This is a genomic window from Oceanobacillus sp. J11TS1, assembly GCF_018333215.1.
Lineage (GTDB): Bacteria > Bacillota > Bacilli > Bacillales > Amphibacillaceae > Oceanobacillus.
Map to the genome: position 1 here is coordinate 13,997 of NZ_BORO01000033.1, position 23,300 is coordinate 37,296.

General features: G+C 37.3%; 18 protein-coding genes. 3 read left to right on the plus strand and 15 right to left on the minus strand.

Going from position 1 to position 23,300, the window contains the following annotated elements; translation table 11 throughout:
* Positions 1-45 precede the first annotated feature (45 nt).
* Genes KI343_RS17630 through KI343_RS17645 form a run of 4 tightly spaced genes read right to left on the minus strand, consistent with a single transcriptional unit; the run spans position 46 to position 4,678 of the window.
* A complete protein-coding gene (locus KI343_RS17630) occupies positions 46-1,527 on the minus strand; it encodes a Na+/H+ antiporter subunit D (protein ID WP_212927736.1) in 1,482 nt (493 codons plus the stop codon).
* A complete protein-coding gene (locus KI343_RS17635) occupies positions 1,520-1,852 on the minus strand; it encodes a Na(+)/H(+) antiporter subunit C (RefSeq protein WP_212927737.1) in 333 nt (110 codons plus the stop codon). The genes KI343_RS17630 and KI343_RS17635 overlap by 8 nt, the downstream gene beginning before the upstream one ends.
* A 2-nt stretch (positions 1,853-1,854) precedes the next feature.
* Positions 1,855-2,277, minus strand: a complete 423-nt coding sequence (locus KI343_RS17640) for a Na(+)/H(+) antiporter subunit B (protein WP_212927738.1) — start codon at positions 2,275-2,277, stop codon at positions 1,855-1,857.
* A complete protein-coding gene (locus KI343_RS17645) occupies positions 2,264-4,678 on the minus strand; it encodes a Na+/H+ antiporter subunit A (RefSeq protein WP_212927739.1) in 2,415 nt (804 codons plus the stop codon). Before KI343_RS17645 ends, KI343_RS17640 begins: the two co-directional genes overlap by 14 nt.
* A gap of 1,089 nt (positions 4,679-5,767) precedes the next feature.
* Here KI343_RS17645 and KI343_RS17650 point away from each other — a divergent pair.
* Positions 5,768-6,457 carry an adenine nucleotide alpha hydrolase family protein gene (locus KI343_RS17650; protein ID WP_212927740.1) on the plus strand — a complete coding sequence of 230 codons (690 nt, stop codon included), beginning with the start codon at positions 5,768-5,770 and terminating at the stop codon, positions 6,455-6,457.
* Positions 6,458-6,586: 129 nt separating this feature from the next.
* Here KI343_RS17650 and KI343_RS17655 read toward each other — a convergent pair whose 3' ends face one another.
* Positions 6,587-7,390 (minus strand): carbon-nitrogen family hydrolase, encoded by an 804-nt coding sequence (locus KI343_RS17655; RefSeq protein ID WP_212927741.1) that lies wholly within the window; start codon positions 7,388-7,390, stop codon positions 6,587-6,589.
* Between the two features lie 194 nt (positions 7,391-7,584).
* Between KI343_RS17655 and KI343_RS17660 the strand changes: the two genes are divergently transcribed.
* Complete coding sequence (locus KI343_RS17660; protein ID WP_212927742.1) at positions 7,585-8,214, plus strand: NUDIX hydrolase; 630 nt, start codon at positions 7,585-7,587, stop codon at positions 8,212-8,214.
* Positions 8,215-8,357: 143 nt separating this feature from the next.
* Here the strand turns inward: KI343_RS17660 and KI343_RS17665 are convergent, their stop codons facing one another.
* Together KI343_RS17665 and glpT are read right to left on the minus strand one after the other, a co-directional pair.
* On the minus strand, positions 8,358-10,226 hold the full coding sequence (locus KI343_RS17665) for an ATP-dependent DNA helicase (RefSeq protein ID WP_212927743.1): 1,869 nt from the start codon (positions 10,224-10,226) through the stop codon (positions 8,358-8,360).
* Between the two features lie 259 nt (positions 10,227-10,485).
* A complete protein-coding gene (glpT, locus tag KI343_RS17670; RefSeq protein WP_212927744.1) occupies positions 10,486-11,838 on the minus strand; it encodes a glycerol-3-phosphate transporter in 1,353 nt (450 codons plus the stop codon).
* A gap of 340 nt (positions 11,839-12,178) precedes the next feature.
* Here glpT and KI343_RS17675 point away from each other — a divergent pair, with 340 nt between their 5' ends.
* Positions 12,179-13,240 carry an NAD(P)/FAD-dependent oxidoreductase gene (locus tag KI343_RS17675; RefSeq protein WP_212927745.1) on the plus strand — a complete coding sequence of 354 codons (1,062 nt, stop codon included), beginning with the start codon at positions 12,179-12,181 and terminating at the stop codon, positions 13,238-13,240.
* Between the two features lie 99 nt (positions 13,241-13,339).
* On the opposite strand, the gene KI343_RS17680 is transcribed toward KI343_RS17675, so the two are convergent.
* From KI343_RS17680 to KI343_RS17715, 8 genes are all read right to left on the minus strand, one after another.
* The gene (locus KI343_RS17680; protein ID WP_212927746.1) at positions 13,340-14,209 is read right to left on the minus strand and encodes a Cof-type HAD-IIB family hydrolase; all 870 of its coding nucleotides are present in this window, start codon (positions 14,207-14,209) and stop codon (positions 13,340-13,342) included.
* A gap of 222 nt (positions 14,210-14,431) precedes the next feature.
* Positions 14,432-15,823, minus strand: coding sequence for an argininosuccinate lyase (argH, locus tag KI343_RS17685; protein ID WP_212927747.1), 1,392 nt, complete (start codon positions 15,821-15,823; stop codon positions 14,432-14,434).
* On the minus strand, positions 15,820-17,073 hold the full coding sequence (locus KI343_RS17690) for an argininosuccinate synthase (protein WP_212927748.1): 1,254 nt from the start codon (positions 17,071-17,073) through the stop codon (positions 15,820-15,822). The genes argH and KI343_RS17690 overlap by 4 nt, the downstream gene beginning before the upstream one ends.
* A 262-nt stretch (positions 17,074-17,335) precedes the next feature.
* Positions 17,336-19,132, minus strand: coding sequence for an ABC transporter permease (locus KI343_RS17695; protein ID WP_212927749.1), 1,797 nt, complete (start codon positions 19,130-19,132; stop codon positions 17,336-17,338).
* A 41-nt stretch (positions 19,133-19,173) separates the two neighbouring features.
* The gene (locus KI343_RS17700) at positions 19,174-19,836 is read right to left on the minus strand and encodes an ABC transporter permease (protein ID WP_212927750.1); all 663 of its coding nucleotides are present in this window, start codon (positions 19,834-19,836) and stop codon (positions 19,174-19,176) included.
* Entirely contained in the window at positions 19,833-20,597 is a 765-nt protein-coding gene (locus KI343_RS17705) for an ABC transporter ATP-binding protein (protein ID WP_212927754.1), read from the minus strand. Before KI343_RS17705 ends, KI343_RS17700 begins: the two co-directional genes overlap by 4 nt.
* A gap of 38 nt (positions 20,598-20,635) precedes the next feature.
* On the minus strand, positions 20,636-22,471 hold the full coding sequence (locus tag KI343_RS17710; RefSeq protein ID WP_212927751.1) for an ABC transporter ATP-binding protein: 1,836 nt from the start codon (positions 22,469-22,471) through the stop codon (positions 20,636-20,638).
* 220 nt (positions 22,472-22,691) lie between these two features.
* The coding region (locus KI343_RS17715; RefSeq protein WP_212927752.1) for a MauE/DoxX family redox-associated membrane protein at positions 22,692-23,300 on the minus strand (609 nt) is incomplete at its 5' end.

Consider the following 23,300-nt stretch of genomic DNA (forward strand, 5'->3'; position numbering starts at 1 on the left):
AATTTCCTTTCGAGGTTGAATAATTCATCCATCGACCTCGTAAGGTCAATTACTCCCTAATACTGCGTCGATATAAATTTGCGGATTTAATAATGTTTCTGCTGCATCTTGAATATAAATAGCCATAGGCTCAGCGCCTAATCCTAAAGCAATCGTTCCTACAGCTAAGATGCACGTAGACACAAGCCAGCCTTTCCTTACCGGCACTTCCTCATCCTGACTAATAATGGTTTCTCCCCAAAAACTTGTCAAGAAGATACGCATTAATGAATAAAGGACAAAAATACTTGATATAAACGCAAGAGCCAATAAAACGTACGCTCCAGCCCCTACAGCTCCTTCCCCAATAAGCACCTTCCCAATAAAACCGCTTAGCGGAGGGATTCCGGCTAAAGATAGTGTTGTCAGGAAGAATAACCAGCCAAGCAACGGATGGTTTTTGATAAGTCCGCTGATATCATCCATTTTCGTTTGTCCAGATACTGCAATCATGATACCTACCAGTAAAAAGAGCAATGCTTTTATAATAATATCGTGAATCAAATAATAGATGGACCCTTCAATAGCAGCTGGTGTAGCAACAGCTAAGCCTACTAAAATAAACCCAACTGCAATCACAACATTATAAGAGGCAACCAGCCTAAGATCCTTATATGCTACCGCTCCAATACTGCCGCCAATTAAGGTCAGTGCAGCCATAATCCCAATTAATGTGTGCGTTATTTGCTGTTCATGGTAGAACATGAGCGTAAACACACGGAACATCGCGTAAATTCCAACCTTCGTCAATAAAGCGCCAAAGAGCGCCGCAACTGGCGTAATTGGCGTGGAATATGATCCTGGCAGCCAAAAGTATAGGAATAAACCTGCTTTAAGTCCAAATACAGTCAATAGGACAACGCTGATAACTGTCAGCGTTGGCGTTTGCCCAACCTCTGCAATACGCTCTGATATATGCGCCATATTCAGCGTTCCAATAACTCCGTACAAATAAGCAATTGCTACAAGGAAAATCCACGAGGAGACAACATTGATGATGACATACTTAATTGATTCGCGAAGCTGCCCTTTTCTTCCTCCAAATGCAATTAACACGTAAGATGCAAGAAGCATAATTTCAAAGCATACATACAGGTTAAAGATATCCCCTGTCAGAAAGGAACCATTTACCCCTGCAATGAGAAATAGAACAAAGGAATAGTAAAAATTCTTTTCAAAGGATGGTTCAACCGAAGAAAAGGAATAGATTAAACATGCGGCTGCTACAATGCTCGCTGTCAATACAAGCAGTATAGAAAAACTGTCAGCTACAAACAAGATTCCAAATGGAGGCTCCCAGCCGCCAAAATCAAGGCGCATAATACCGTTTTGTTGAATCTGTTGTAACACGTAAACGCTTATGCCGATATTCGCGAGCAGCGTCAGTAATGAAAGTACTCGCTGCGCTTTAATATATGGTCTTAAGAAAAAAAGAATAATCCCGATTAAGACCGGAAGCATCATCGGCATAACAATGATATTATTCATCTGGATCCCCCCGTAACTTATCTAGTTTATCTGTCCCGAGCTCCTGGTACGTTCGATAAGCAAGAACGAGAGAAACCGCAGTTACTGCAAAACCGATAACAATAGACGTTAAAATTAATGCTTGCGGAAGCGGGTCTACTGGATTTCCTTCACCGACTATCGGCACTGTTCCCGTCTTTAATTTCGCGAGTGTCATAATTAATAGATGCCCTGCATGGGTTAAGATAGCAGTCCCTATAATGACACGAATTAAACTCTTTGACAGCAAGAGATACGTTGCTACTGTTACTAATACACCTGCCAGGATGGTTACTAACGTTTCCATATTTACTCATCCTCACTAATACTTAATAAGATTGTTACAACAACGCCTACCACGACTAAGGCGACGCCTCCCTCAAAAATTGTAACGGTCGTAAGTTCTGTTTTACCGAAAAACGGTATATTAAAGTAATCAAAGGCCTGCGTCAGAAAATTTTCTCCGAACACTAATGCCCCGAATCCTGTACCCACAGATAATAACGCTCCAAAAGCAGCTACTAACTTAAAGTCTATCGGTAATCCTTTTTGAATGGTTTCAATATCAAATACAATAAATAGTAATACCAACGCGGAAGCAAGAACCAGTCCACCGCTAAATCCTCCGCCTGGACTATTATGACCTGCAAAGAATAAATATACTGCGAGAGTGAGGATGATAAAGAAAACCAGCTTTGTCACTGTACGAAGAATGACATTATTTATCTTCAATCTGATCACTCTCCTTCTTCGTTCTTACTCGAATAAAGGTATATACACCAATGCCGGCGATTAAGAGGACAATGACCTCTAACATCGTATCGAAGGCACGGAAATCACCTAGAATCGCATTTACCATATTATTTCCTCCAGCAAGTTCATAAGAATTCTCATAGAAGCTGGAAATGGTCTCAAATGCTCTATTTCCTTGTACTCCTAACGCAACTGCTGTAAATACAACGCCTACCCCGATGGAAATAAAAAGATTGATGTTTTTCGTTTTCTTGCGTGTATCTTCTTTATCCAATTCTGGCAAGAAATAATAGGCAACTAAGAACAACACGGTTGTTACTGCTTCAATAATCATCTGTGTCAGTGCCAAATCCGGCGCACGGAATAAGACAAAAAGAATCGCAATACCGAACCCCAAAATACTATTTAACACAATGGCAGTCAGCCGTGATTTGGCAAATAAAACCGTGATTCCAGCTGCCATCATGGCAAGCACAATAAGCCACTCAAAATTTGAGATGGATGCATTTTCTGGAAGCGTAAATTTATATGCCCCTGTGAAAATAAACGTACCGCCAATTCCTAAAATAAAGAAAGTAAAGATATAGACCATATAGTCACGTAAATAACGCGTCATGTATTTATTTGTGATTAATGTAGATTTTTCTTCAATCTGATTCAACATAAACCCGTAAAATGTATTGATGGAACGTTTTTCTGGAAATAGACTATATACACCTGCCCAATATTTCCTTGTTAAAAACAGTAGAACGCCGAACAAAATCACACCGATTGTCATAACTAATTCAGGTGTAAAACCATGCCAAGCATGAATATGTTGTCCAAGATCTGCGCCTTCAGCTGCAAATGTAGGGAATATTCCGCCCATTGCAGGAGTAATTAAATGCTTTCCAACCATATTTGGCACGAAGAAAAACGCTATAACAAGCAACCCCAAAATAATTGGGGAAACCAGCATTCCCGGTTTTGGCTCATGTGCTGGGTGCTCCAGTTTTTCTTCTTTATATGGTCCGAGGAATGTTTTTACTACAAATACAGTGGAGTAAACAAATGTAAAGACGCTTGCTACCCAAGCAATGACTGGAATTAAAATTCCCCATGACCCCAGACCAAAGAAACTAGCTTCTGAAATATCTAAGGTAGATATAAAGAACATTTCTTTACTCAGGAAACCATTAAACGGCGGTAATCCTGCCATAGACATACTGCCGATTGTTGCAACAGTGAAAGTAACCGGCATTAGGGTAATTAAACCACCTAATCTGCGGATGTCCCTTGTCCCCACACTATGGTCGACAATACCAACAATCATAAACAGCGCACCCTTGAAAGTAGAGTGGTTAACTAAATGGAATAACGCGGCAAATGTTGACCCTGTATAGATAACAGATTCTGTTGAATACCCCAAATAAAGGGCAGCAGATCCCATGCCAAACATACTCATAATCATTCCAAGCTGACTGATTGTTGAATATGCCAGCAATGCTTTTAAATCGGTTTGACGAACAGCATTAAAAGAACCCCAAAACAGTGTGAAGATCCCCACACCAGTGACCGCCCAAAACCAGACAGCTTCTCCACCAAAAACGGGTGTAAATCGAGCCACCAAATAAATGCCTGCTTTGACCATCGTGGCAGAGTGAAGATAAGCACTAACTGGCGTTGGGGCTTCCATGGCATCCGGAAGCCAGATATGAAACGGAAATTGTGCTGACTTGGTAAACGCACCAAGCAAGACAAGCAGCATCGCTGGTATAAATAAAACATGCTCATTAATTGTTCCAACATCGGCAATAACTTCACGGATACTCCATGTATTTGCCATGGAACCAACCATGATAAAACCAACCAACATGGAAATACCGCCTGAAACAGTAATGATTAATGACTTTTTCGCCCCTTCTCTGGAACGCTTTCGCTGGTACCAAAACGCAATTAATAAGAAGGAAGAAATACTTGTTAACTCCCAAAACACATACAAGACAAGCATGTTATCTGCCATCACAACACCTAACATTGCTCCCATAAACAGCATAAGATATGTATAAAACGAACCTAATGCTTCTCTGGATGACAGGTAATAGATGGAATAAAGAATAACAAGGGCTCCCACACCAGAAATTAATAAAGCCAATGTAAGACTAAGACCATCTAAATAAGCGGTTAAATTTATCCCATAACTTGGTATCCAATTCATCGTCTGTACAATAACGTCGCCGCTTGATATGGTCGGAATAAGGGAAGCAAGATAAAGGAACAAAGCTGTTGGAACTAATATAGCAAACCAGCCTACATGGATGTTTTTTACATATTTATATAAGAAGGGTATAATTGCAGCAGCAAAAAACGGAATAAAAATAGCTAATACTATAGTCGACAAACAAGAACCTCCTATCGTTGATTTTCTTCGTTGAGTTGGTGATTATGTTCATTAAACGCGCATTCCGGTTTTTTCTTATACCCAGCACGTTTAGTTTACTACGTTCTCATGCTATTTGGAGCTCGCAGATCCACATCCCTCTAAAAATGGCTGAAAGTTTACATTTTCTTATCCTCCAAAAAAAAGGGCGCACATATTCTATCCAAATAAGTATTTTATTTATTAACTACCCTTTATGACAAAGTAGGAAACGAAAGAGACAATTATAATGGTTATTTTGCCCGCAAAATGCTAATCTAATGATAGAAAAGCACATTGTTTATAAAAGCATAGATAGACATCTAACTTATGCCTTTGTCATCATAACGAAGCTATGTAAGAAGAAGGACTTTTTAGCATAGTAAGATAACTGAATATGAATAAAAAGCAGTTAAGTGGTTTAACCTTTGCTTGATGACATTTGAATCTTCCAAGCAAATTTATTAAAAGGGATATACGCATTTTGATAAAACGTGGTAAAAAATAACAAGCCTTTCCTGTAGTGAAAAACCAAGGCATGATGAGGTGTTAAAATGGTTGTTCAAAAAGTCAGACAAAAACAACGCGACGTTGCCATCTTATCCATCCAAGTTTTATAAACCTTATTGAAACATGCATTTTAAACATAGATTCTTCATAATCACACAAGGTAATTATACAAGAAATAATTTGTATTTGCATGTATGACGGTGTGGTAGGCTTGATAAAATACGGCGCAGATACATTTTGTAAAAGTATTATATATTGCTAATGAACATGGAGAAATACAGATAAATTTACGGGTTTATCCGCTGCCACGTGTTTAACAACAGTCTTTTATGCTGCTTCATATAGTTTTTTTCGTCTAGTACTATACGAATCTTGAAATACATGTTAAAATGATACGGTTTAAAGGATAAGACTATCTGAAAAAACATTTATATGAAGGTTTATCCCTCCTATACTAGGTGATATTAATAAAACAATTCGGTTCCTAATTGGACTAAATATAGATCTTTTAAAATGGAAGTAAATAGGGAATGACTATGAACGAAAGGTGCGGTAGATACGATGAAAAAAATTAGAGGTCGCATGGACGAAAGTATTTTAGTATGTGTTTATTATGGTCCTAATGGAGAACGCCTTATCCGCCGAGGCCATAAACTGGCACAAATCATGGATTGCCCATTGTACGTGTTAACCGTAGATGCCCTTCCTTATGATGAATTTGACGCAGAAAAATCCGGTTTTGTCGAACATTGGAAGGAATTATGTGAAGAATTAGATGTAGAAGAATTTATTATTCGCGATAATGAAAAACGATCTGTAAGAGCAATTAAAGAAGTAGCACATACTTACAACATTACCCAAATTATTATCGGCCAAAGTGCACAGAATCGTTGGGAAGAGATTACGAAAGGATCTTTTGTCAACGTGCTGTTGCGTGAAATTTCCTTTATCGACCTTCACATTGTTTCCGTTGATCGTACCTTAAAAAGCACGGATGACACAATTTATGAAAAAGGCGTACGCGCATTTCTTCAAAAAGACGGTGAATCAGGAAATTATCATCTAAGCTTTACTCGTTCCAAGCATAATTTGTATGAAGGCATTTTCTACAAAGAAATTGGAACAGATTTCAACAACGGCGTATTTAAATTCATTAATAACAAAGGAAAAACATGCCAGGTTCATATTACAGAAAATATATGTACAGGTGAATTAAAAGATCCACCTAATATTCATAAATCCATTCATTAAAATAGACTCCTTGTGACGGCGCCCCTCGAAAGTTTGGTTTTGCATGCTGACTTTCGGGGAGCACCACGGATCAAAGAGTCTTTTTTATTAGATTACGGAAACATTTGCCCAGTCCTTAAACAAATGCTCCTATTCTTCATTCCATCCCTGATACATATCTGGTACTCTACTTTTAAATACAGGAACTTCCTTACGTATGCGCTCCACATTTGATAGAGCAATGCGCTCCACAAGCGTTTCCTCTTGTTCTTGTGCTCCTTCTTTGACAATCGTTCCCCAAGGGTCAACAACGAAAGAGGCTCCGCAAAACGTAACATCATCATAATTCCCTACTCGATTACATGAAATGATATAGCACTGATTCTCAATCGCCCGCGCCAACTGCAGCGCCTTCCAATGATCCTTACGAGCTGCTGGCCACTCTGCCACAATATAAATCACTTCTGCTCCAGCTACAGCTAATTGACGGGCTAATTCAGGAAAACGAAGGTCATAACAAATAAGCAGTCCCATTTTGATACCATCCAATTCAAATATACGGGCTTGTTTTCGCCCACCAGCTAAGTAAGCTGGTTCATTCAACATGGGAACAAGATGGATTTTATCATACGTATAGACCTCTTCCCCGTCTTTGTTAACGACCAGTGCAGTATTATAAATTTCCCCATCCACTTTATTGGCAAATGATCCACCAATGATATGCACGTGATGCTTTTTAGCCAATTCTTTCAAGAACGCCCTTGTCGGTTCCCCGTCCCTATCTGCTAAACCATCTAATTGGCCTAGCGTATAGGCTGTTGTCCACATTTCTGGGAGAACAACAATATTGGGCTGTTCTTTTTCTGCCTGTACTTCTAACCACTCTTGCACGCGCCTTCGATTACCAACCGGATCTCCCGGGATGATATCCATTTGATAAATAGCATGCTTCATCTAAGTACCCCCTCCTCTGTTTCATTCTTATTCTATCAGAAGTCTTGCCCCTGATATTATCATGGTGCGAAACACCATAAATTTCAATTCTTACACATAATTATACGTTTTAAACACTATACATGACAGTAATTCGAAAGCATACTAGAATGGAAATATAATTTGGTTAAATTGATTCGGAAGGAGGCTACAGTATGCAGATAGAAAATATTCTAAACAAATTAAAAGATCGCACACCTGCATTAATGGGACATCAACATTTTAAGCAATCTGCGGTGCTAATTCCTTTGGTTGAAATAAATGGAGAGACTCATATACTGTTTGAAGTTCGGTCCAAGAAACTAAGAAGTCAGCCCGGAGATATTTGTTTTCCTGGCGGGCGTATGGACCCGGAGGATAAAAGCCCAGCTCATACTGCTATCAGAGAAACGATGGAAGAACTAGGTATTATGGAACAAGATTTATCTAAACCAATTCCGCTCGATTATATTGTGAATGATTCAGGAAGAATTATTTACCCGTTTATCGGTAAACTTAAAAATACGGAAAACCTCTCTCCCAATGCCGATGAAGTGGATCATATTTTCACCGTTCCGCTCTCCTTCTTTTTAGAAAACGCACCTGAGAAATACAAGGTACATCTAGAGATACAGCCAGAGGACAACTTCCCTTACCACCTCATTGTCGGCGGAGAGGACTATGAGTGGCGTATAAGGTCCGCGGAGGAACTTTTCTATCGATATGATGATAAAACAATCTGGGGACTTACCGCGAAGATTCTAACCCACTTTATAAGCTTAATAGAAAGCCAAAGAGACCGTTAATACATGTCAGAACGTAACAACGGTCCTTTTAAAAACTTAATCTAGGAACACATAGATTATACTTCTTCTCTTGGATAAAACCCCAAGCTAAAAAAGCGCTATTCAGCTGCAACAAACTGAATAGCGCTTTTTGTCTTTATTACTTATCCTTTTTTCCAAATATGAACGATTCCTTTATCATGCTCTGTTCGAATTAAGCGGCCAATTCCTTGTTTTAAACGAAGCTGCATATAAGGCAAATCAATTTCTTCATATGGATTTTCCGCATGTTTCCGTTTTGCTTTGAAAACTGGATCATCCGGCGGATACGGTAAAGAAGCAATAATTACCTGAGTTAATGCTTCACCTGGTATATCCAACCCTTCCCATAAATGATGGGCACACAGTGTAGAAGACTTATTAAAATGAAACGCGCGAACAGTTTCGCTAATTTCTTTATCTCCCTCAAATAATAAATCAAAGGTCCATTCTTTCGCTTCCGCCCATTTTCGGAATGCCTGCATTTCCTCTTTTGAACGGAATAGCACAAGGCTATGACCTTTATTATCCTGAAGCTGTTTAGCAATTCCCTGATATTTTTCCGCTTCATCCGCATAATGATGTTCATTTATTGTACGGACTTCCTCATAATTAAATGGAGAAGCAACAGAAAAGGAATCATAGGAATCCACGCCTAAGCTTTTTGCCAGGTAGGAGAAATCGCCATTTTGAGACAGTGTTGCGGAAGAAAAAATAAAGGGAATATTTTTTTGAAATACTTCTTCCCGAAGAACTTCTTCAACAAGTCTCGGCATGATGACTAAACTGCTCTCATCGCCATCTTCCTCTAACCAGTAAACTCCTTTGTCATCCTTTAAGAAAATGGATAAACCATACGTGAAAAATTCCAAGTATTCTTCAATTATTTTTGTATGATACGCATCCATCGTAAATAGCTCTGCATCAAAAACAAGCTGTTCCAATAATTCTTGGACCATCTTCTCTAATTTTTCAGCCATCGCTACCATTTTTGTATTTCTAGGAATTTCTAATCGATTCGAACCTTCTACACGAACAGCGATCTCCGAAATAAGGTCGAACCACTCATCATGAAGCTCCATAATATCTTCAGCTAACTGTAAAGACTCTTCCCGAACATCCTGACCTTGATAGCCCGTCAGGACACTGGTAATATTTTGGTAGTTAAAGCGATAGGTCAGCCCTTTTTGCGCAGCAAACTCTAACAAATGCCCTTCATCAAAGACAACTGCACTTGCTTCTGGAAGTAATGGCAGCTGTCCTTCCCGTATTCGTGATTCTTTCGTCCAAATATGCTCCATATAAAAGTCATGTGAACAGATGATTAAATCCTCTGCATGTCGGTAGTAATCCCGATGTAAAGTTTGGGCACTGCGATGTCTAAAATCACATGTCGCACACTGCTTCAATGGATCCCAGCCAATTTGTTCCCATTGCTGATCGGAAAGCCATGGGTAGTCCTTACGATCTCCGTAAGGGTAAAAAGATTGCATGGAAATACCCTGATCAAATACAAAATCCGGCACAGAATCATATACATCCAGAATTTCTTCATCCTCCGTATATTCAGACAATGGATCTAATTTTTTCATGCACAAGTAATTTTCACGCGCTTTCGCCAAGCGAACATCGACTTCTAACCCCAGTGCTTTTTCAAGCTTATCAATATCTCCGCCTTCTTTGACAAGCTGTTCAATTAAAGTTTCATCTGCACAAGAGATAATGACAGGTTTCCGCTGATAACGAGCATAACAAATTGCGTATAGGAGATAGACAATTGTTTTTCCTGTTCCAACACCTGCTTCTGCAAAGATCGTCTTTTTATGTTTAAACGCCTGTTCCAGCTGAAATGCCATATAAATCTGTTCATCGCGGAGCTCAAACCCTTGTTCCGGTAAAATATCATAAAAAACATCGCCGATATAATCTCCTAAGCGATCAAAAAATTGCTCATTTTTTGCTACTGTAAATGGGATTGATTTCATTCCTGCCATAAGCAACTCCTTTTCTATGGTACATCTATAAGAAATAATCTTATTTAACCTCGTTAACCAAAAAGCACCCTTAATCGTACCATTATTTCTAAAACTCTAGCAAGCTATTCACTATTTTATATATTTTTTGCTGTTTTCCGCATAGATGATGAATGATGGCCGCGTGGACACGTTGGTTTTATAACTAAAAAGTGGCGCATATCCGAACGAAATGCGCCACTTTTTTCTATAGTCTAAACGAGAATTATTTTTCTAATTATTAGTGCTTCACAACTTCTTGTCCGCGTACGTTCCAAGTTAGAGCGAAAACGAACATTGCTAGGACACAAGAAACAATTAATAATACAAAGCTTCCTCCCCAGCTAAAGTGATCAATAACATACCCCATAATAATGTTGGCTGTTACTGCTCCACCAAGGTAACCAAATAATCCAGTTAATCCTGCTGCCGTTCCAGCTGCTTTTTTAGGTACTAAATCTAGTGCCTGTAATCCAATCAGCATAACCGGTCCATAAATTAAGAAACCAATTGCAATCAATGCTGCATTATCAATCATTGGATTTCCAGCTGGGTTTAACCAGTACACAAGAACAGCAATTAGTACACCGAACATAAAGACCACACCAGCTGGTCCGCGGCGGCCTTTAAACACTTTATCAGAAATCCATCCACATAGTAATGTCCCTGGAATACCAGCCCACTCGTATAGGAAATAAGCGAAACTGGATTCGCTCATTTCGAATCCTTTTGACTCGCTCAAGTATGTTGGAGCCCAATCAAGTACACCATAACGTACAAAATAAACGAATATATTTGCAAAGGCAATTGCCCATACCCATTTATTATTTAAAACATATTTGAATAGAATTTCTTTTGTAGTCAATTCTGTTTCTAATGTTTCTTTATTGTTGGTCGGATAGTCATTACGATATTCTTCAATCGATGGCAATCCTTCCGACTGAGGTGTATCACGAATTAAGGCATATGCCACAACAGCAAGAACAAGTGCAACAAGACCTGGAAGAATAAATACGCCTTCATAGCCTACAAAGTAGCTTCCGGCAAAGATAGTCATTCCCAAGGTTGCAATCGGAGCCATCAATCCACCACCGACATTATGCGCAACATTCCATATCGATGTCTTCGTTCCACGTTCACTTACACTAAACCAGTGAACAAGTGTACGTCCAGATGGCGGCCATCCCATACCTTGAAACCATCCTAGTAAAAACATCATAACAAACATAATTGCAATAGAGGATGTAAAGAATGGAACAAATCCCATTAATAAGCTGACAACAGCAGATAAGACTAGTCCACTTGTTAGGAAGACTCGTGGATTACTCCTGTCCGATACAGTTCCCATTATAAATTTACTAATTCCATATGCTAAGGATACAGCAGATAACGCAATCCCTAATTCTCCCTTAGAATACCCTTCTTCGATCAGTCCAGGCATTGCTAAAGAAAAGTTCTTACGTAGCAAATAGTATGCTGCATAACCAATAAATATACCAATAAATACTTGTAAACGTAAACGTTTATAGTGCGAATCAATTTGATCTTCAGGCAGCCTCTCTTTTTCAGGAGCCGGCTTAAACATCTTTAACAAAATTGTTTCCTCCTCTATCTTATTTTTCTTCTGAACTTTGATAGTATACACTGATAGCTAGACAAAATGAAGAGCAAAACAGATAATCAAACTATTGTTAATTGTTGAATATATTTCAATTTTCCTTCAGGTGGAGAGATAGGTAATCTTCTTCAAGACTAGCTTTTAGTGTTAAGTCAGAAAATGAGATTCATACTTCACTATAGCAAATCGATTTTTTTGAATAATCTATCCCCTTATCATTCGTAAACTACCATTACAATCTTAATGACATCGCCTTCATAATTTGTTACGCTAATAAGTAGAGTTAAAAATGTTCTCATGTTAAGGGGTGTACACAATGAAAAGAGTTGTTCTTGTTGGAGGCGGATACGGTGGCATTAAGGTACTACTGGGTCTTCTTAATCAAACATTATCCGATGATATACATATAACTGTTATTGATCGTAATCCTTTTCGTTCACTAAAAACCGAGTTTTATGCCATTGCAGCAGGAACTTCCGCAGATCATGATGTTCGCGTTGACTTTCCGGAAGACAGTCGTGTCAATTATGTTTTCCGGGAAATAACAAAAATTGATGTCGAAAATAAGCAGATTATGATTCAAGACGAAGATTCCATTATTCCTTACGATTATTTAGTCATCGGATTAGGCTGCGAGGACAATTATCACGGCATTCCCGGTGCGGAAGAATATACTGAAAGTGTTCAAACCTTTGCAAAGGCACGCAATGCTGGTGTCGCAATCGGAAATTTAAAAGCGTATGGAAAAGTATCCGTTATCGGAGCAGGTTTAAGCGGTATTGAAGTCGCTTCTGAAATTCGTGAAAGCAGGCCAGATTTAAATATCCGCTTGCTTGACCGCGGAAATACCGTATTAAAAACGCTCGACAGTAAAATTCAATCTTATGTAGAGAAATGGTTTGTAGAAAATAATGTCGATGTTATTCATAACTCAACCGTAGAATATGTAGAACGAGATGGTGTATGCAATAACGGCGTATGCTATTTAAACGACGTAACTATCTGGACTGCTGGCGTGCAGCCTAATTGGCTGGTACGTGCACTCCCATATAATAAAGATCAACACGGAAAAGTGATTGTCAATGAGTTCTATCAGGTTCCGGAAGATCCATCTGTCTATGTCTTAGGAGATTGTGCATCCAGTGAGTTTTCACCAAGTGCACAACTTGCCGGGGTACAAGGAGAACAAATTGCAGAGATACTTCTCGCTGTTTTACACGAAAAGCAGCCTAAGAAGCCAAAAGCAATCAAATTAAAAGGAACATTGGGCTCCTTAGGGAAATCAGACGGTTTTGGAAACATGGCAAAAACACCAATGACCGGATTCCTGCCAAGGCTCGCAAAATCAGGCGTTCTGTGGCTAAGTAAACGACACTAAAAATGCGTTCTCCCATGAAGTGGTATGCTGTGTGGTCGCTATCTTTTTTAACATAAAAATGCCAAGCTTATTCTATTTTTAGCTTGGCATTTTTATATCCTATTCGTCGGCTAGCTCTTCTAACATTTCTTCTATCGCCCGTGCTACGCCGTCCTGATCATTGGGAGCGGTTTGATAATCACATAACCTTTTAATTTCATCTTCCGCATTACCCATCGCAACACCACGACCTGCCATTTCTAACATACTCACATCATTCCAGTTATCGCCCATTGTCATCACATCTTCCATTGACCAGCCTTTAGTCTCAATATATTTTTGAATCGCTAAGCCTTTTTGTGCTTTTGGATGATTAAATTCCAGATTGGTTTCTCCCGAAGAAGTAATCACTGCACCTGTCTCATCACGGAGTTTTTCCTTTGCTTCCTCTAATTGGTTCTTCTCAAAAGCAAAAGTAAGAATCTTAAAGATTTCTACATCTGTTTCCTGCAATGCAACTTGAAGATGGTCAACAAACGTGACTTGTTCTAATTGGAATCGTTGTTCGACCGTTTCCTGAACTTCCCTCTCCGATATATCCGGATTGGATGAATGTATAATATCGACAAGTACTTCTAAAAAGTGTTCCCGGCTTTCAGAAAAAACGCCTTTATTTGTAAATAATTCCACATACATCCCCAGCTTACTACATTCCTCAGCAATATACGCAGCTACTTGCTTATCCATGGGGATACGATGGATCATCCGTTCATTCTCTTGATAAGTTACCGCTCCATTTAACTTGACAATTGGACAGGTAATCCCAGCGGCTTGAAGCGGAATATTCGCAGCTTGATACGATCTGCCTGTTGCTACGATAAACTCAATACCTTTATCCATTGCTTTTTTCACTGCTTTGGCATTTGCTTCGCTGATTTCTCCATTCTCATTGAGCAAGGTTCCATCCATATCTGATGCAATTAATTTCATCGTACCTAACCGCCTTTTCGATATAATAGAGCTGTATTGCTAATTTCATGCCAACGGAAAAGAGCTGTTAAAAAGAAAAAAGCAGCGATTCCCTGCCTTTTTCAATACTCATTATCATTATATTCTAGCCATTTCCAGTCGTTTTACCCGGCTCTATTTATTTTTCATTTAAAATAAGGAAGCATGCACGCTTTTGCTCCATTATTTCATTCCTAGTATCTACTATACCTTATCTGCGTAAGACGATTCCAATAATTGCTCTGCCTTCTCAATTTGGTCTAAAACACTTTGCTTCGCTGTACCGCCAGCAGCTGCCCTTGCATTAACAACGGTTTCTGGTTGCAAGGCATCAAAGATATCTGCTTCAATAACATCCGAATATTGCTTAAACTCTTCGAAGCTTAAATCAAGCAAATAAATGCCCGCTTGAATACAATGTAAAACAATCTGTCCAACGACAGCGTGCGATTCACGGAAGGTAAGTCCTTTGTTCACCAGATAATCAGCTAAATCCGTAGCATTGGAATAATCATTGGTGACTGCTTTATACATGCTTTCTTTCTTTACTTCCATGGATTCAATCATCCCAGCAAACAGCTGTAGAGCGCCCTTCAGCGTTTCATGGGAATCAAACATCCCCTCTTTATCTTCTTGCATATCTTTGTTATATGCGAGAGGCAAACCTTTTAAAGTAGTCAGCATACCAAGCAGATTGCCATAAAGCCGGCCAGTTTTTCCACGGACAAGCTCTGCTACATCCGGGTTTTTCTTCTGAGGCATCATACTGCTTCCGGTTGTGTACGAATCATCTAGCTCCACAAAATTAAATTCTGCACTCGACCACTGTACAAGTTCTTCACACAGGCGAGATAAGTGGGTCCCGGCCAGCGAGCTGTTCGATAAAAATTCTACGACGAAATCACGATCACTTACGGCATCCAGACTATTTTCACAAATCCCATCAAAACCAAGCTGGTCTGCTACAAACTTGCGGTCAATCGGGAAAGTTGTTCCTGCCAGCGCCCCCGCACCTAATGGAGATTTATTCACACGTTTTAAACTGTCCTCTAAACGCTCGACATCACGCTGGAACATAAACACGTAAGCCATCATATGATGTGCAAATAAAACAGGCTGGGCACGCTGTAAGTGCGTATATCCCGGCATGATTGTATCCATATTTGTTTTTGCTTGCCCAATAAGTGCCTGCTGAACGGCTTTTAATAGCGCAATTACTTCTTCGATAGCTTCCCTTGCATATAAACGCATGTCTAAAGCCACTTGATCATTTCTGCTCCGGCCAGTATGTAGTTTTCCTCCTACTGGTCCAATCTCTTCAATCAGCAATCTTTCCACATTCATATGAATGTCTTCATCTGCTTCTGACAGCTCTGCTTCTCCAGCTTCGATTTTGGCAAGGACTTTTTTTAATCCTTCCTTGATCTGACTGGCATCTTCCACCGGAATAATCCCGCATTTGCCAAGCATTTCCACATGAGCCAGGCTTCCCTTGATATCATGCTTAGCTAATTTTTGATCAAAACCAATCGACGAAGTATATTCGTCGACTAGTTCATTGGTTGGTTTTGTAAATCTTCCGCCCCATAATTTCATGGATTCACAGCTTCCTTTATTTCTAGTTTTACTTTTTCTATTGATTTCTTTCCTTGAGGACCATTTACCGAAGCATGCACCTGGGTCGGCAGCCCCCATAGTTTAATAAATCCTAATGCTGCATCATGGTCAAATGCATCTGCCTTGTTATAGGTTGCTAAGTCAAAGTCATATAAGGAATTTGCAGACTCTCTTCCGACCACATGGGCATGACCTTTATATAACTTCACTTTTACTGTACCAGAAACGTGCGCTTGCGTCTTTTCAATAAAGGCTTGCAAGGCTTCTGTTAATGGGGAGTACCATAAACCGTAATAAACAGCCTGGGATAGCTTCTGCTCGATAATCGGTTTGAACTCCGCCACCTCACGAGGTAACGTTAATGCTTCCAACTCCTGATGCGCATGAATTAATGTCATCGCTGCCGGGGCTTCATAAATTTCTCTCGATTTAATCCCAACTAAACGATTTTCTACATGGTCGATTCTGCCGACACCGTGTTTACCAGCGATTTCGTTTAAGGTTAAAATCAGTTCATCCAGCTCTAATTTCTTGCCATCTAATGAAACAGGCTTCCCCTTTTCAAACGTAATCTGAACAATTTGCGCGTCATCCGGTGCATCTACCGGATCTTGCGTTAAATCAAAAGCATCTTTTGGTGCTTCTACCCACGGATCCTCTAAAACACCACATTCATTACTTCTGCCCCATAAGTTTTGGTCAATACTGTATGGACTATCTAAATTAATCGGAATCGGAATACCATGATCCTTTGCGTATTCAATTTCTTCCTCTCTAGACATGGCCCATTCACGAACCGGTGCAACAATCTTTAAATCAGGGTTAAGCGCTGTAAATGCGACATCAAAACGAACTTGATCATTTCCTTTTCCGGTGCAGCCATGCGCAACAGCTACTGCTCCTTCTTCTTCCGCAATATCTACCAATATTTTTGCGATCAATGGACGGGATAATGCAGAAATTAATGGATATTTCCCTTCATACAGCAAATTGGCTTGCAGTGCCGGCAATACGTATTCCTCTGCATAAAGCTTTTTAGCATCAATTACATAGGATTTGATGGCTCCTACATCCAAAGCTTTTTGCTTCACGAAATCTAAATCTTTTCCTTCCCCTACATCTAACGCTACTGCAATCACATCGTAATTATATTTATCCTGTAACCATTTCACCGCTACAGATGTATCTAATCCTCCAGAATAAGCTAAAACGATTTTGTCTTTTGCCACTTAAAAAACCCCTCTCTTAAATGTGCTGTTATCGAATTATTATGCATCATAATGTATAATAATGCAATAGGAATTTTAAAGTTTTTTTATTTTTTGAGGAATTTGATTTCAGATACCAAATAAGTGGTTTTGGATGGACGAATAATCGGCGGACTTATTTGGTATATATATATATATAAAACTTGTAGTAATCTTCATTTTCTAAAAAGCACAATAAAACCCGTCATTTTAGTAATTAGACGGGTTTTTCTTTGTAGTTCTATCATGTTATGTCCTTGTTTATTTCTTCAGATAGAGTTAATTTAGAAATACGCTGAGAAACAATCAGGATGATAACATAAGATACGATAAAAAGTATCAGTGCCATTGCTATAATAACACTTACGTTAAATGAAGGAAAGCCAGTATCAATCATACTAATAAATGTAGTAAACAGCACTCCAATAATAATACCAAGGATGACACCTGTGACTAAATAGACCGTAATTTGCGTGAAAATATATTTCACCATATTTGCCCTAGTTAGATAGATTGTTCTTAATACAGCTAGTTCTTTTCTTCTAGAATTGACATGATTAATAAATGTGTTAACCACACCAAACAATACACTAATTAAAATAACGATAAGTACTGTGATGAAAATAGCCCATCTTTGCATGGCCATTTCCTTTGATTTATTTAAAGAATGCCCTAAGCTGTTAATAGATAACTCAGGATAAATTGATTGAAGTGTTTCTAAATCCTCCAATGCCTCATTGACATCAGGCGCTTTTACATAAACCACCTCAAATTTACCTTGTGAAGTATCAATTTTACCTGAGTTCCAATCAATTAAAATATCAGTATATAATTCATACGGGTATGGAAAGTGTTCCACTATAGCCCCTACAGTTACTTCATCATTACCTTTATATAAAACATTTCCATAAGCATCTTCATCCAACTCTGTACTGAGCGTTATTTTATCCCCAACTTGTATGTTTTTTTCATCAGCAAAATTCTTTTTTATAACAATATCATCTAAGGATTGAATACTATCAATGTCAAGCAATCCTTGCTTTTTTAAATTTTGGAAGTCACTAAAAGCATAAGAAATATTTTCCTTCATTTGATTAGCTTCCATTTCAGCCAAGTCCTGATAACTCATAATACTTGCTGATGAAATGCTTTCCACATTCTCCAAATCTTTATATAAATTGAGAGAATTGGTTTCCGTTTCCTGTCCTAATCGATTCTCCACTAATATTTCTGTTTCGTATTGTTTTTTAATATAGCTTTCATCATTTTTTTGAATTGTTTCAATGAAAGAAGAACCAAAAACAACAATCAGCATCATTATACTAATAATTAAGATAATAAATGAGCTTTTTTGTATTTGTGGAATAGTAGATTTTATAGCTATAAATGTAACTTTGCTTACGCCATTTTTTGTCATGCCTAAAAAGGCTTCTAATATACTAGACAGGTACAATGGTATTAAAATAATGACTCCAAGTAAAAATAACCCCGCCCCTATCAATACAAAGATCTCAAGTCCCTGTACAATGGCTCCAGATAATAATAAAATGAAACTTATACATAATGCTGCTATTCCAGCTATCTTTCTTACTTTAACATGCGATATGGTTAACGCTTCATTTTCTTGCATTGCAGTAACCGGTAGCAATTTACTACTGCGATAGGCAGGAATTAACATAAAAGCTTGAATAAGTACAGCGCATATACCGACAGATAAAAGTGCTAGTTTATAATCGAAGGAAAAAGTTGTAAATTCAATGGAAAACAATTCCCCTATAAGGGTTTGTAAATACCGATAGGAGAAGAAACTAAATAATAAAGCCAGGATACATCCAATACTGTTGATTATAATCGATTGTATAAAAATGATTTTAAAAACTTGCCAACGCGAGCCGCCAATAGACCTTAATATAGCTAATTCATGTTTATATTTATAAATAAATAATTCAAAATTAGAAATGATAAATAAAGAAGTAATAAGAATAATTAAAAAGGATAACACAATCATGAACTGAAACAGCATTTCTAAATTATTTTTCAAAAACTCTTCTTGAACCGCTAACTCCACTCGAAAATCATTATTCACTTTTTTAGCGACTGGGCTACTACCTGAGGATCCGTTTTCTCCCCAACTTTTATTAACGAATAATCGGCAATTTTATGAAGACCATACAAATTTTGATTCATCTTTTCTACTTTTGCCCTGTTTAAATAAACAACATCGGTCACTTTGCCGGCCTCTTCAAGGTTAGGTAATATTTCCTTTAGGGTGAATTCATCTCCTTCAATCATGATTTTATTCCCTACGTGTATATTCAGTAATTCAGCTAGCCCTTGATTGATACTCACCTCATTTTCATGAATATCTTCAGTAAAATGGTATCTGCTTTTAGCCAAGTAATCATTTTCTACTCCAACCGTATAATACGTTGCATTTAATTCATCAATTGTAAAATGTTCCAATATAACATTCGAAACATGTTCTACACCACTGACACTATTAATCTTGTCAGAAAGATCCCTGTCGATCACCCATCCTTGCTGAGGGTCAAATCCTACTTCAATATCCATTTTCCCATACATTTCTTCTATCTCTTCTACCATAGACTTTTCCGCATTAGCGATAAATACACCCATTGTAATGATTAGGGAGAGTGAGATTATCACACTAATAATCGATGTGGCAGCAATCAGTTTATTATTTCTAAAAAAACGGAGCGCCACGTCAATAATCGACTTTATCATATCCTTTCACCGCTTAAAATGAGGCGAAATTCAAATAAAATTGTATCGATATCTTTGCCATCTTTATTGCAAACAAACTCAGAGACTATTTTTCCATCGTGGAAAAATAATACGCGATCAGCATAACTCGCCACAGATGGGTCATGCGTTACGATAATAATACTTTGATTATATTGTGCTTTCATTTTTAAAATTGTTTTTAATATATCTGTGGATGTATTAAAATCCAAATTACCTGTGGGTTCATCAGCTAATACAATAGGTGGAGAAGTAATTAAAGCACGGCCAATTGCCACCCTTTGCTGTTGACCTCCGGAAAGTTCAACAGGTCTATGTTTACGCCACTTTGTTAAACCTGTAATATCCAACATCTTCCCCGTTTCCGCTTCTATCTTTTCTGCTCCATCTCCTCTTAACAATAGCGGCATTGAAATATTTTCTTCAACAGATAAGTCTTTCAATAAATTAAAGGACTGGAAAACAAACCCAACGTTTTCTCGACGATAAATCGTTGCTTTAGGTTCTTTAAACATAGACTCTTCAATTACCCCATTTAATATTATTTCACCAGAAGTAGGTTGATCCATTGCCCCCAACACATTTAGCAAGGTACTTTTCCCCGACCCGCTTGTTCCCATGACAGCCAATAATTCTCCTTTATTTAAATCGAAGGAAATATTATTTAACGCCTTTACATCTCCCCCTTCTGTTTTATATAGCTTCGTTAAATCCTTTACTGTGAGTATTTTTTCCTCATTCATTTTTATCACTTCCAAACCTTCCTATCCATAATATTAGTCTAAGTAACAGCCATTACATTTTTCTTTTCGGAATCATACCATTTTGACTGCGCTTTATACATTTCATAATACAGCCCTTTAATATTCATTAAATGATCGAAAGACCCATCTTCAACCACCTTACCTTTATCAAGAACAATAATTCTATCTGAAAGTTTAGTTGGACCAATTCTATGGGATATTGTAATGGATGTTTTATCTTTGGATATATTGTGGAACATGTTAAATATTTCCAATTCCGTGATCGGGTCCAATGCAGCAGTCGGTTCATCTAGAACAATAAAATCAGTATGTTTATATACCGCTCTAGCAAGAGCAACCCTTTGCCATTCCCCTCCAGATAACTCACTCCCATTAGGCATTTCTTTAGTTAGATAAGTGTTCAATTCTTCTTTTAAAGTTGGTATCTTTTCATCTAAGCTAACTTTCTTTAGCGATTCAATTAATTTGTTATCATCAACTTCATTCGTTTTATTATTAAAATTGATATTTTCCCTTAAGCTATATTTATATCTTGTGAAATCCAGAAAAATAGCAGAAATATTTTTATAATAATTATTAATATTTATCTGTTCAATATCTACTCCGTTTACTTTAATTTTACCGGAAGTTAATTCGTATAAACCAAGGATGCAATTTACAAGAGTAGTTTTACCAGAGCCGTTAGCTCCTACTATCGATAATTTATCTCCTTTAGTAATTGTTAAATTTACATTCTCCAGCACGTTTATATTCGTATTCGGATAAGAAAAAGTAGCATTTTCAAGACAAATAGTTTGGATATCCTCTATTTTCTTTTCATTTTTATCATTAGTGTTATCAACTTTATAATTTAGTATTTTAAGCAATGCGTTATTATAAATTGCTGTTTCAAAAACATTACCTAAACTCCCACCAATACTTCCAAAAATACCTTGAATAGTGGTCACAGCTGTTAATAGCGCAACATATGAACCTATCGATAGATTTCCTCTATAAATTTGAAAAACTAGAAATATAGAAACACCTAAACTTGAAATTTGTAATACGAGTGCGGCAAAAGATTGTGTTTTAAGTTCCCACTTCTGTATACTCATTTTTTTATTACGCACCTTTTTAAACAGGTAACTCCATTTATTTATCAAAAATTTACTTGAGTCAAATAATTTTATTTCTTTTAAAACATTTTTGTTTATAAACAGCCCATCAGTAAACCCTAATTCTCTTTCGTCCGGGGAAACTTCTTTTTGCATATCAAACCCCTTTTGTTTAGCCATAACTAGAAAGGTTATTCCCGGCAAAGAAGAAAGAAATAAGGCAATTGGTAAAGACCAATGAATTGCTAATAAGGTACCAAAAATTCCAATCGCTGAAATCAAAGAACCTATTATACTAATGAATTCTTGTACGATCTTTACTCCATTCCCATCTATCGCAGAATTCGACAAACCTATAGTATCGTAGAAAGAACTATCTTCATACTCCTTAAGAGGTATTGCAATAAATTTATCAATTAATAAGCTTTTTAATACATAATTCACTGTGTAAGATATTTTTGAAAATATATATTCATTGACTAAATTAATTACGCTGTCTAAATAGTTCAAAAGAAAGAAAACACTCAATAATATAATTGATATTTTTAACATATTTGGGTTATTACCAACTATACTAACACTATCAATTAGTTCTTTATTTAAATATATGATAAAAGGAGGTAACAATGAAATAAATAGAGTTAATAAACTAAACAAATAAAATAATTTTGGATGCTCTTTAATTATTAATTTTAAAAAATAGATCTGTGATTTGATAAATAAGAAAAAGGCATTTTTAAAGTCTGATGTCTCTTCCATAATTAATCCCCCAAGTATTATATTTCCTCCTCTTATTCTGGATACTAATAGCACAACACTAAAATTTTAATGGTTTTTAGAAAGCTCTATAATGGGTTGCGAAAGCATGGAGAAACATACGTAATTAACCTTACCTTTTCTCATAAAGATGACTGGGATCTTATATCAAAGTACAGTGTGAAACAAATCCCCGCTATATATAAAGTAGAAGAAAAAGATTCTATCTTATCAATTTGGATGATTCAAAAACTCTCTCTATCGCTATCCGAAAAACAATTAAACTAAATCCCCATACTAAGGAAATGGACAAACTAGCTAATACTTCATATAATTCTAAAATATTGACAAGATGAATCAAATTTAAATTGTAATTAAAAAAATTTGGCAATAAAGATAGGACCAACAAAGTAGATTGAATTACTCCCCCATATCCCATTTTTGTTTTGATTACATTCCCAAAACAATGGCAGTCTTTTACTTCACCTCTGTTTATAGCAATTAAATTGATTATTAGAAACGTCATAGTTAAAATAATCGCAAGTATATTTACTAGGATGAAATTACTATATAAAATTAATAACCCCCCAATAATAATTTCAAATATCGGGAACATTTTTGAAACTATAGTTGATAATTCACTATTTAAAATTTTTAAATCAATAATATAATTTTTAAGTGCATTAGTTGAAAATAATTTAAATATGGTACTGTCAATAAGTATGTGTAAATTCCCAGGAAGTGCACCGGTTTTACATGGAGTAGTGGGCATGGTAGCCTTGGTGGTAAGGCCAACGCTTTTTTCCATAGTTGGGTCTTGGCCTATGAACCA